This window comes from Burkholderia sp. PU8-34 (assembly GCF_053427725.1).
The window spans coordinates 497,058-509,094 of sequence record NZ_JBSAXC010000002.1 but is presented as its reverse complement, the minus strand read 5'-3'; the positions used below and the strand labels follow the sequence as shown (position 1 = coordinate 509,094).

The window sequence follows — 12,037 nt, the reverse complement described above, 5'->3', positions numbered from 1 at the left end:
CTTTTGAATCGTGCCCGATACCGCCTGCCGTGCGCCGTCGCCCCGCCGGACATTCGCCGCCGGCCCCCGGGCCGCCTCCCCGAACCACCCTGTGCTCCCGCCTGCTCCGCATGCCCGGGATTTCCCTAGGCTGACATCCCGCTTCCCGCGCGGTTAAATAAATCAACGTGATTTATTTAATGCGCCACCGACCGGCGCCCCATGGAAGGAGACACCATGCGAAGCCCGCACATCGGCCAGGGAAGCAATTCGGCCAACGTGCGCCGTTACAACGAGCGCCTGCTGCTGAAGGCCCTGCGCCGCGCGGGCAGCGCGTCGAAGGCCGATCTCGCGCGTCTCGCGAACATGACCGGCACGGCCGTCGGCAGCATCATCGGGTCGCTCGCCGACGCGAAGCTGATCGAGTTCACCGGCCGCCGCGTCGAGGGCCAGCGCGGCCAGCCTGCATCGCTGATCCGCCTCGATCCGCGCGGCGCGTTCGGCATCGGCGTCCACCTCGACCGGATGCGCATCGAGACGGCGCTCGTCAACTTCGACGGCGACGTGCTCGGCCGCGTCACGCACGACACCCTGCTGCCGCCGCCCGCCGAAGCGCTCGAGATCGTCCGGCGCGACATCGACGCGATGCAGGCCCTCCTTCCCGCGCACGAGCGCGAGCGCCTGACGGGCGTCGGCGTCGCGCAGCCTTACAACCTCGGCGCGTGGATGCGCGAACTCGGGCTCGCGCCCGACACGTTCCGCCCGTGGGAAGACGTCGATTTCGCAGGCGAACTCGGCCGCGCGCTGTCGCTGCCGGTGTTCGGCGAGAACGACGGCAACGCCGCCGCGATCGCCGAACTGTTCTACGGCTTCGGCCGCCAGCAGGACGACTTCATCTACCTGTTCATCGGCCCCGCGATCGGCGGCGGCATCGCGATCGACGGCGACTGCCTGCGCGGCGTCACCGGCAACGCGGGCGACATCGGCGTGATGCCGGTGCCGCCGAGCCGGCTGCCGTCGGCGCCGCCGCCGCGCGGCCCGTGGGACATCCTGCTCGCGCGCGCGTCGCTGCACGCGCTCGTGCGCCACCTGCGCTACAGCGGCGAACGAGTCGACAACCGCGCCGACCTCGAAGCGTGCATCGCGCGCGGCCTGCCCGCCGTCGACGAATGGATCGACGACTGCGTCGATGCGCTCGCCCCCGCGTTGCGCGCGGTGCTGTGCGTGGTCGACGCGCCGGTGGTCGTGCTCGACGCCGACACCGACGCGGGCCTGATCGACGCCGTCACGACCCGCCTGCGCTCGGCCCTCGTCGCGACTGCGCCGGAAGCGCGCGGCACGCCGACGCTCGTGCGCGGCACCTTCGGCGCGGACGCCGGCGCAATCGGCGCCGCGACGCTCCCGATGTTCTTCAACTTCTCCCCGCGGGCCGGCATCCTCAAGGGTGCGAGCGCGGAATCGCAGGAGGTCAACCATGTCGCGATCTGAGTCGCCCCGTCCGCTGCTCGAGATGCGCGGGATCAGCAAGACGTTCCCGGCGGTGCGCGCGCTCGACAACGTGAGCCTGACCGTTTATCCGGGCGAGATCCATTCTCTGATGGGCGAGAACGGCGCGGGCAAGTCGACGCTGATGAAAATCCTGTCGGGCGCGTACCAGGCCGATGCGGGCGGCGAAATCCTGATCGACGGCGCGCGCATCGACGTCGACGGTCCGCTCGCCGCGCGCGACGCCGGCGTCGCCGTGATCTACCAGGAGCTGTGCCTGGCGCCCAACCTGACGGTCGCCGAAAACATCTACGTCGGTCGCGAGCTGCGGCGCGGCAACCGCCGCTGGGGCACGATCGACCGCGCAGCGATGGCGCGCGGCTGCAAGGACGTGCTCGCGCGCCTCGGCGCGCCGTTCGGGCCGGACACGCTCGTCGGCACGCTGTCGATTGCCGAGCAGCAGCTCGTCGAGATCGCGCGCGCCGTCCATACGCGCGCACGCATCCTCGTGATGGACGAGCCGACGACGCCGCTGTCGTCGCGCGAAACCGAACACCTGTTCCGGCTGATCCGCCAGCTTCGCGAGGAAGGCCTCGCGATCATCTACATCAGTCACCGGATGGCGGAAATCTACGAACTGTCCGACCGCGTGTCGGTGCTGCGCGACGGCACCTACGTCGGCACGCTCGACCGCGCGTCGCTATCGGCCGAGCGGCTCGTCGGCATGATGGTCGGCCGCGACATCTCCGGCTTCTACAAGAAGGAGCATGCGCCGTACGACCGCGGCCACCTGCTGCTGTCGGTGCGCGACGTCGCGGACGGCGGCCGCGTGCGCGGCTGCAGCCTCGACCTGCACGCGGGCGAAGTACTCGGCATCGCGGGGCTCGTCGGCGCGGGCCGCACGGAACTCGCGCGCCTGATCTTCGGCGCAGAGCCGCGCATGCGCGGCGACGTGACAGTCGACGGCAAGACCTTCGGCGCGCATTCGCCGCGCGACGCGATCGACGCGGGCCTCGTCTACCTGACCGAAGACCGCAAGCGACAAGGACTGTTCCTCGACATGAGCGTGCGCGACAACATCAACATCTCGGTGTGCAGCCGCGACGCGCGGCTCGGCAAGCTCGACCTGAAACGCGGCGCGGAACGCGCGCGCGGCGCGATCTCGTCGCTGTCGATCCGCGTGCCGAATGCGAACGTCAACGTCGGCGCGCTGTCGGGCGGCAACCAGCAGAAGGTGCTGCTGTCGCGGCTGCTCGAAACGAAACCGCGCGTGCTGATCCTCGACGAGCCGACCCGCGGCGTCGACATCGGCGCGAAATCCGAGATCTACCGGATCATCAACGACCTCGCCCGCGCGGGCGTCGGCGTGATCGTGATCTCGAGCGAATTGCCGGAAATCATCGGCGTCGCCGACCGCGTGCTGGTGATGCGCGAAGGCGAGATCGCGGGCGAGCTCGGCGGCTACAGCGATGCGCCGATCACGCAGGAAGCGATCATCGCGCTCGCGACCGGCTCGCAAACGGAACTGGCGGACGCGCACTGAGCGCCGCCGCTCATTTTCCACCTTACATTTAGGCTACCGAAATGATCAACCCGACCAAGCAGCGGAACCTCGTCTCCGCGCCGGCCCATCCGGCACAAGACCGCGCACCGCAGGCGCGCGTCGCCGATCATCGCGCACGCATGCAGTCGCTGATGCGCACCGCCGGCATGCTGCCGGTGCTGCTGATCCTGTGCATCGGCTTCGGCTTCCTGACGGACGGCTTCTTCACGCTGCAGAACCTGTCGATCGTCACGCAGCAGGCATCGATCAACATCGTGCTCGCCGCCGGGATGACGTTCGTGATCCTGACGGGCGGCATCGACCTGTCGGTCGGCTCGGTGCTCGCCGCTGCGGCGGTCGCCGCGCTGCTCGCGTCGAACATCCCGAACTGGGGCTGGCTCGGCGTGCCGGCTGCGCTCGCGGTCGGCCTCGTGTTCGGCGTGATCAACGGCGGGCTGATCGCACTGCTGCGCCTGCCGCCGTTCATCGTCACGCTCGGCGCGCTGACTGCGGTGCGCGGCGTCGCGCGCCTGATGGGCAACGACACGACGATCTTCAACCCGCAGCTGCCGTTCGCGTTCATCGGCAACGGCACGATCCTCGGCGTGCCGTGGCTCGTCGTGATCGCCGGCGCGGTGATCGTCGCATCGTGGTTCATCCTGCGACGCACGGTGCTCGGCATGCGGATCTACTCGGTCGGCGGCAATCCGGAAGCGGCGCGCCTGTCGGGCATCAACGTGCGGGCGATCCAGCTGTTCGTCTATGCGGCGTCGGGCCTCCTCGCCGGCCTCGGCGCGGTGATGTCGGCCGCGCGGCTCTATGCGGCCAACGGCCTGCAGCTCGGCCAGTCGTACGAACTCGACGCGATCGCCGCGGTGATCCTCGGCGGCACCAGCTTCGTCGGCGGTGTCGGCTCGATCGTCGGCACGCTGATCGGCGCGCTGATCATCGCGGTGCTGACCAACGGGCTCGTGCTGCTCGGCGTGTCCGACATCTGGCAATACATCATCAAGGGGCTCGTGATCATCGGCGCCGTCGCGCTCGACCGCTACCGCCAGCGCGATTCGGCCCGCACCTGACGCACGCCGCGCTACCCGCTCATCCATCGGGGCGCAGGCAGGTCCTCCTGCGCCCGCCGCCTAACCGAACCCACGGACCTCACGGAGACAACGACATGTTCAAACACAAAGCTGTCCTGACCGGCATCGCCTGCGCGCTCGCATTCGCGGCATCGGCCGCCCACGCGGCCGACAAGCCGCTGAAGTCGATCGGCATCACCGTCGGTTCGCTCGGCAATCCGTATTTCGTCACGATCGCGAAAGGCGCCGAGGCGCGCGCGAAGCAGATCAACCCGAATGCGAAGGTCACGGCCGTGTCCGCCGACTACGACCTGAACAAGCAGTTCACGCAGATCGACAACTTCATCTCGGCGCACGTCGACATGATCCTGCTCAACGCCGCCGATCCGAAGGCGATCGAGCCGGCAGTGAAGAAGGCGCAGGCGGCCGGCATCACCGTCGTCGCGGTCGACGTCGCGGCCGCCGGCGCGAATGCGACCGTGCAGACCAACAACGTGAAGGCCGGCGAACTCGCGTGCGACTTCCTCGCGAAGAAGCTGAACGGCAAGGGCAACGTGATCATCGAGAACGGCCCGCAGGTGTCGGCCGTGATCGATCGCGTGAACGGCTGCAAGTCGGTGCTCGCGAAAAACCCGGGCATCAAGCTGCTGTCGAGCGACCAGGACGGCAAGGGCTCGCGCGAAGGCGGGATGAACGTGATGCAGGGCTACCTGACGCGCTTTCCGAAGCTCGACGGCGTGTTCACGATCAACGATCCGCAGGCGGTCGGCAGCGATCTCGCCGCGAAGCAGCTGAACCGCACCGGCATCGTGATCACGTCGGTCGACGGCGCGCCCGATATCGAGACTGCGCTCAAGGCCAACACGCTCGTGCAGGCATCGTCCAGCCAGGACCCGTGGGCGATGGCGCAACAGGCCGTCAACGTCGGCTACGGAATCATGAACGGCCAGAAGCCCGCCAATCCGATGATCCTGATCGAACCGGCGCTCATCACGCGCGACAACGTGAAGAGCTACAAGGGCTGGAGCGCGCCGCACTGATCCCCGCGAACCCGAACCCCGTCACCAGAACATGACTCCGATGACCCAGACGCCCGCGTGGCGTGCCCTCGCCGACCATCGCGACACGCTGGCCGGCATCCCGCTGCCCGAGCTGTTCGCGCGCGACCCCGACCGCGCCGCGCACTTCTCGCTGGAGGCGGCCGGCCTGTTCGTCGACTACTCGAAACATCCGGTCGTCGACGAGACGATCGCGCGGCTCGTCGCGCTCGCCCGCGCGAGCGGCGTCGAAGCACGGCGCAACGCGATGTTCGCCGGCGAGCGGATCAATGCGACCGAGCAGCGCGCGGTGCTGCATGTCGCGTTGCGCGACCGTTCGGGCACGCCGCGCGTCGTCGACGGCACGGACGTCGCCGCGCTGGTCGCGGCCGTTCTCGGGAAGATGCGACGCTTCGCCGATGCGGTGCGCGACGGCGCGTGGCGCGGCCACACGGGCCGGCCGATCACCGATGTCGTCAACATCGGCATCGGCGGCTCGGACCTCGGCCCGAAGATGGTGTGCGAGGCATTGAAACCGTACGCGCACGCACGCCTGACAATGCATTTCGTGTCCAACGTCGACGGCGCGGACATCGCCGAGGTGCTCAAGCATGCCGATCCCGAGACGACACTCTTCGTCGTATCGTCGAAGACCTTCACGACCCGCGAAACGCTCGTCAACGCGCACACCGCGCGCACTTGGCTGCTCGCGAGCGGCGCACCCGAGGCCGCGATCGCGCAGCACTTCGTCGCCGTGTCGACGAACGCGGATGCCGTCGCCGCGTTCGGCATCGATCCGGCCAACATGTTCGAATTCTGGGACTGGGTCGGCGGCCGCTATTCGCTGTGGTCGGCGATCGGCCTGCCGATCGCGCTGCAGGCCGGCATGGACGCGTTCGAAGCGCTGCTCGACGGCGCGCACGCGATGGACCGGCACTTCGCCGACACGCCGCTCGAACGCAACCTGCCGGCGCTGCTCGCGCTGATCGGCATCTGGCATCAGAACTTCCTCGGCGCGACGAGCCAGCTGATCGCGCCGTACGACCGCTACCTGCACCGGCTGCCCGCGTACCTGCAGCAGCTCGACATGGAAAGCAACGGCAAATCGGTGACGCTCGCGGGCGAGCGCGTCGATTACGCGACCGGGCCCGTGATCTGGGGCGAGCCGGGCACCAACGGCCAGCACGCGTTCTTCCAGTTGCTGCACCAGGGCACGGCCGTGATTCCTGCCGACATGATCGTCTGCATGCAACCGCAGCACGCGCTCGACGAACATCACGACATCCTCGTCGCGAACTGCTTCGCGCAGTCCGAAGCGCTGATGAACGGCTCGCGCGCGGCCGGCGAGCCGCACCGCGATTTCGAAGGCAATCGCCCGACCACCACGATCTGCATCGACCGGCTCGACCCCGCGTCGCTCGGCGCGCTGATCGCACTGTACGAGCACAAGGTGTTCGTGCAGGGCGCGATCTGGCAGATCAATTCGTTCGACCAGTGGGGCGTCGAGCTCGGCAAGCGGCTCGCGGTCGCGATCGAGCGCGAGCTCGACGAACCGGGCCCCGTCGAATCGCACGACGGCTCCACCAACCAGCTGATCAACCGCTACAAGGCACGCCGCGACGCTGCGGCGTGAAGCTCTGACATGACGACGAACCTCCCCCGCCTGGTCGTATTCGGCGAAGCGCTGACCGACTTCATCCGCGACGACGCACACCATTGGCACAGCGTCGCCGGCGGCTCGTGCTGGAACGTGGCCCGCGTCGGCGCCCGCCTCGGCGTGCCGACCGGCTTCGCCGGCACGGTGAGCCGCGACATCTTCGGCGACGAGCTGATCCGCAAGAGCGCGGAAGCCGGACTCGACATGCGCTTCATGCGGCAGGTCGATCGTGCGCCGTTCCTCGCGATGGTCGTGTCGAAGCAGCCGCCGAACTACTTCTTCATCGGCGAGAACAGCGCCGATCTCGCGTTCGACCCGGCTGCGCTGCCGGCCGGCTCGCTGGATGCGGCCGAGATCGTGCACATCGGTTCGCTCGGCGTCGTGCGCGAACCGCTCGCGTCGCGCCTCATCGACATCGCGCAGGCCGCGCGCGCGGCCGGCAAGCGGATCTCGTTCGATCCGAACTTCCGCGCGCCGATGGCCGCGCCGTCGTATCGCGCGACGCTGCGCCGGCTGGCCGGCCTCGCCGACTACATCAAGGTGTCGGACGAGGACCTGGTCGGCCTGTTCCCCGAACTCGACGAACCCGCCGCGCTCGCGCAATTGCTTGCGTGGGCACCCGATGCGGCCGTGCTCGTCACGCGAGGCGCATCCGGCATGCAGCTGTTCCATCGCAACGACACGGTGTTCCAGCCGGCCTTCCCGACCGATGTCGCCGACACCGTCGGCTGCGGCGATGCGAGCGTCGGCGGCTGGATGGCAAGCCTCCTCACGCGCCCCGACGCACCGGCCGCCGAACACCTGCGCTACGCGGCCGCGTGCGCGTCCGTCGCATGCGCGCATCCGGGCGCGTACGCGCCGACGGCCGCCGAGGTCGCCGAACTGCTCGACGCGTCGAGCGTTGCTGCGGGACTGTCGCGATGAGCGCCGCTCACGCGCCTGGCGCGCACGACCCGTCGGCCTTCACGTTCGTGCTGTTCGGCGGCACGGGCGACCTCGCGATGCGCAAGATCCTGCCGGCGCTGTACGCCGCGCATCGCGACGGCCTGCTTGCGGAGACCGGACGCATCGTCGCAGTCGCACAGAACCCGCTCGACGACGCCGGCTATCTGCGCTGGGTCGATGCGTCCGTGCGTCCGCACGTCGACCGCGCATCGTTCGACGAAGCGACATGGCGCGGCTTCGTCGAGCGGCTCGCGTATGTCGAGCTCGACGCGAGCCGGCCGGACGCGTTCGCGCGCCTGCGCGACGTGCTCGAACCGATGCCCGGCCGCCGCATCTTCTATCTCGCGACCGGACCGTCGCTGTTCGTGCCGATCTGCCGGTCGCTCGCGGCCGCGGGCCTCGCGCCGCCATCGTCGCGCGTCGTGCTCGAGAAGCCGCTCGGCTACGATCTCGCGTCGTCCGCCGCGATCAACGACGCGGTCGGCACGATCTTCACCGAGGAGCAGATCTACCGGATCGATCACTACCTCGGCAAGGAGGCCGTGCAGAACCTGTTCGCGCTGCGCTTCGGCAACGTGATGTTCGAACCGCTGTGGCGGCGCGAATGGATCGAGAACATCCAGATCACCGTCGCGGAGGAACTCGGCGTCGGCGGCCGCGGCCCGTTCTACGACCAGACCGGCGCACTGCGCGACATGGTGCAGAACCATCTGCTGCAACTGCTCGCGATCATCGCGATGGAGCCGCCGCAATCGATGGAAGCAGATGCGGTGCGCGACGAGAAGCTGCGCGTGCTGCGCGCGCTGAAGCCGCTCACCGTCGACGAGATTCCGCAGAGCGTCGTGCGCGGCCAGTATCGCGCGGGCGCGGTGCGCGGCAGCGCGGTGCCCGCCTATCACGACGAACCGGGCGTGACGCCCGGCAGCACCACCGAAACCTTCATCGCGCTGAAAGCCGAGGTCGACAACTGGCGCTGGGCCGGCGTGCCGTTCTTCCTGCGCACCGGCAAGCGGCTCGCAGACCGCGTGGCCGAGATCGTCGTCAACTTCCGCACGGTTCCGCATTCGGCGCTCGGCGCCGCCGCGCTGCGGCCCGGCTCGAACCGGCTGACGATCCGGTTGCAGCCTGACGAGTCGATCCGGCTCAGCACGCTCGCGAAGCAGCCGGGGCTCGGAATGTCGCTGCAAGGCGTGCACCTCGATCTCGCGTTCGACCGCTTCTTCCAGCAGAACCGGATGGAGGCGTACCAGCGGCTGCTGCTCGACGTGATCGCCGGGCGTCTCGCGCTGTTCGTCCGTCGCGACGAACAGGAAGCCGCGTGGCGCTGGGTCGCGCCGATTCTCGACGGCGCTGCACACCGCTCGCCCGCGCCGAAGCCGTACGCGGCCGGCAGCTGGGGCCCGGCACCGGCGAGCGCGCTGCTCGCACGGCACGGCACCTGCTGGCGCGAAGAAGAAAACTGACCGGCGGCGCGCCGCCCAACGACTTCTGCACTCACGCATCGACCTTATGGAATCAGTCTGGCATCTCGAATGGGCGCACGGCGCATTCGACGTGCATGCACGCGGCGGCATGCTCGGCGGCGTCACCTTTAACAGCGGCACGCGCGTCGTCCGCCCGTTTTACGAACCGCCGTGGCTCGGCGAACCCGGCGCCCGGCCCGATGGCCTGCTCGGCGCGATGCGCAGCGAGTTCGCGTGCGTGCCGTTCGGCGTGCCGTATGCGCGCGCCGGGCTGCCGGAGGACGGCCTTGCCGACGGCTGGCGCGATGCGGTCGCGACGCCGGTTGCCGCGCACGATGCGCCGCTCGACGCGAGCGACGATCTCCAGCATGGCTATGGCTGCTTCGCCGACTGGACCTGCGTGCGGCGTACGTCGCACGACATCGAGATCGCGCTCGACTACCCGGCCGGCTCGCCGATTGCGCGCATCACGCGCACGATCCGCGCCGACCCGCTGCGCCCGGCGCTCGACGTCGCGCTGCGGATCGACGCACGCACGACCGCGCGCCGCCCCGCCGGCCTGCATCCGAATCTCGCGCTGCCGGGGCTCGCCGGCGCCTTGCGGATCGATCCCGGCGCATTCCGGTTCGGCGTCGTCCATCCAGGCGGCCCCGAACCCGGCGTGTCGCGCGGCCAGCCCGGTGCGACATTCGAGACGCTCGACCGCGTGCCGCTCGCCGGCGGCGGCCACCGCGCATTCGACCGGCTGCCGTTCGCGGACGCGACCGAGGAAATCGTGCAGCTTTGCGGGATCGATGGCGGCGTGACGCTGCACGACGACGTCGCCGGCACCGCGTACCGGCTGACGTGGGATGCGGCCGTGCTGCCGTCGCTGCTGCTGTGGATCAGCAATCGCGGCCGCGCGCATGCGCCGTGGAATGGCCGCAACCTGTGCGTCGGCGTGGAGCCGGTCGCGAGCGCGTTCGAGCTCGGCTGCCATGCATCGCTCGCGCCGAACCCGATCAATGCGCGCGGCGTCGCGACCGCGGTGACGCTCGATCCGGCACGGCCGCTCGAGATCAAGTACCGCTTCGACGTGCTTGACGTGCCCGACGCAAGCTGAATCCCGTCAGGTGTGCGCTGTCACTGCACTGCCAGCCGCCAGCAGTTGCTGCAGGTTCTCGTCGACGCTCAGCTCCGACATCGCGTCGACGCGCAACGTGTCGTCCGCCGCGCGTTGCAGCGCATGCAACGCGTGCAGCTTGAGCCGCACGATCGCGAAACGCTGGCCGCGCGCCGCGCATTCCGCGGCGAACGTGCGCAGCGATTCGATCGTCGTGCCGTCGACGTCGGGCGTTTCCTCGAGGCTCAGCATCACCGTGTGCGTGTCCGGCGCCGCCTTCATGAGCGCGCGCACGCGGTTCAGCATCCGGTCGGCATTCGCGAAGAACAGCTGCGCCTCCGGCCGCGCAATCAGCACACCGGGCACCGGCTTCGCATCCTCGTGAATCGACACGTCGACGAAGTCGTGGCTGTCACGCAGCCGGCCGAGCACGCTGACGTTCGGCTCCGACAGCTTGCGCAGCGTCAGCAGCAGGTTCACGCCGATCGCGGCGAGCAGCCCGTGCAGCACGCCGAGCACCAGCACCGCGAGCACCGCGGCGATCACGACGAGCCGGTCGCGATGCCAGACCCAGTACGGCTTGAACACCGTCGGATGCAGCGAATGGCTGACCGCGAAGATCACGATCGCCGCGAGCACCGGCTCGGGCGTGCGCGCGAGCTGCGGCAGCAACAGCCAGACGATCAGCGCGATCACGCCGGCCGCCCACAGGCCGGCGAAGCGCGACTGCGCGCCGGCCGCCTCGTTCGCGGACGTCGCCGAATAGCCGGCGCCGACCGGCATCCCGTGCAACAGCCCCGACACGAGATTCGCGCAGCCGAGCGCGACGAGGTCGCGGTTCGGCGACACGCTGTCGCCGTGCTTCAGCGCGAAATTGCGGATCGACCCGTACGATTCCGCGTAGAGGATCAGCATCAGCGCGAACGCCAGTTCGGTGGTCTGCATCCACGCGTTGCGGTCGAGTGACGGCAGGCCGAATGCGACGTGCTCGAAGTCGATGTGCCCGACGATCGCGATCCCGTAGCGCTGCCAGTCGATCAGGTAGCCGGCCGCGATCGACAGCACGATCACGACGAGCGTCGCCGGCACGCGTGAGCGGCGCCCGAGCAGGAACAGCAGCGCGAGCGCGGCGCCGCCGAGCGCGACGCTCGCGAGGTTCGCGTGCGGCGCACCGACGATCAGGTCGAACGCGACGCGCGGCGCATCGCTGTGCTGCACCTTGACCGCCAGGATCTTCGGCAATTGCTTGACGACGATCGTCACCGCCAGCCCGAACGTGAAACCGCGCAACACGGGCCGCGCGACGAAGTCCGACATGCCGCCGAGCCGTGCGGCGCCCGCGAGGATGAACAGCACGCCCGTCATCGCGACGAGCGCCGCCGCGAGCGCGAGCTGCGCGGCGAGCCCCACTCCCGACTCGGCGAACACGGTGGCCGCGAGCACCGCGGCCGACGACGACGTCGACGACACGATTGCGAAGCGGCTGCTGCCCGTCAGCGCGTAGACGACGAGGCCCGACAGCAGCGCGATCAGGCCGGCCTGCGGCGGCAGGTTCGCCAGCCCCGCGTATGCGACGGCTTCCGGTATCAACAGCCCGGCGATCGACACGCCGGCCAGCGCATCGCGACCGATGCGCTGCGCGCGGGGTGGCGGCGCCGCGTCGAGCGCGGCGAAGTGGTCGGCATGCTGCGGGCCGGCATCGAGGTGGGGTTGCGGGGTCGGCATGCGGTCGGTCGGCATCGCGGGC

Annotated in this window: 9 protein-coding genes; 8 read left to right on the top strand and 1 reads right to left on the bottom strand. The window is 69.6% G+C overall.

Features of this window, described 5'->3' with window-relative positions:
• Positions 1-216: 216 nt before the first annotated feature.
• The 8 genes from ACV22Z_RS06955 (at position 217) to ACV22Z_RS06920 (ending at position 10,290) form a co-directional block, all read left to right on the top strand.
• Positions 217-1,467, top strand: a complete 1,251-nt coding sequence (locus ACV22Z_RS06955; RefSeq protein WP_448075577.1) for an ROK family protein — start codon at positions 217-219, stop codon at positions 1,465-1,467.
• Entirely contained in the window at positions 1,454-3,007 is a 1,554-nt protein-coding gene (locus ACV22Z_RS06950) for a sugar ABC transporter ATP-binding protein (protein ID WP_448075576.1), read from the top strand. Before ACV22Z_RS06955 ends, ACV22Z_RS06950 begins: the two co-directional genes overlap by 14 nt.
• Before the next feature lie 41 nt (positions 3,008-3,048).
• Positions 3,049-4,086, top strand: a complete 1,038-nt coding sequence (locus tag ACV22Z_RS06945; RefSeq protein ID WP_448075575.1) for an ABC transporter permease subunit — start codon at positions 3,049-3,051, stop codon at positions 4,084-4,086.
• A gap of 95 nt (positions 4,087-4,181) precedes the next feature.
• A complete protein-coding gene (locus ACV22Z_RS06940; protein ID WP_448075574.1) occupies positions 4,182-5,126 on the top strand; it encodes an ABC transporter substrate-binding protein in 945 nt (314 codons plus the stop codon).
• Positions 5,127-5,166: 40 nt separating this feature from the next.
• Positions 5,167-6,756, top strand: a complete 1,590-nt coding sequence (gene pgi, locus ACV22Z_RS06935; RefSeq protein WP_448075573.1) for a glucose-6-phosphate isomerase — start codon at positions 5,167-5,169, stop codon at positions 6,754-6,756.
• A gap of 9 nt (positions 6,757-6,765) precedes the next feature.
• The gene (locus ACV22Z_RS06930; protein WP_448075572.1) at positions 6,766-7,704 is read left to right on the top strand and encodes a carbohydrate kinase family protein; all 939 of its coding nucleotides are present in this window, start codon (positions 6,766-6,768) and stop codon (positions 7,702-7,704) included.
• Positions 7,701-9,188, top strand: coding sequence for a glucose-6-phosphate dehydrogenase (gene zwf / locus ACV22Z_RS06925; RefSeq protein WP_448075571.1), 1,488 nt, complete (start codon positions 7,701-7,703; stop codon positions 9,186-9,188). The genes ACV22Z_RS06930 and zwf overlap by 4 nt, the downstream gene beginning before the upstream one ends.
• Before the next feature lie 46 nt (positions 9,189-9,234).
• Complete coding sequence (locus ACV22Z_RS06920; RefSeq protein WP_448075570.1) at positions 9,235-10,290, top strand: hypothetical protein; 1,056 nt, start codon at positions 9,235-9,237, stop codon at positions 10,288-10,290.
• Between the two features lie 6 nt (positions 10,291-10,296).
• Here ACV22Z_RS06920 and ACV22Z_RS06915 read toward each other — a convergent pair whose 3' ends face one another.
• Positions 10,297-12,015: a SulP family inorganic anion transporter gene (locus ACV22Z_RS06915; RefSeq protein WP_448075569.1), complete on the bottom strand. Its 1,719-nt coding sequence runs from the start codon at positions 12,013-12,015 to the stop codon at positions 10,297-10,299.
• Positions 12,016-12,037 lie beyond the last annotated feature (22 nt).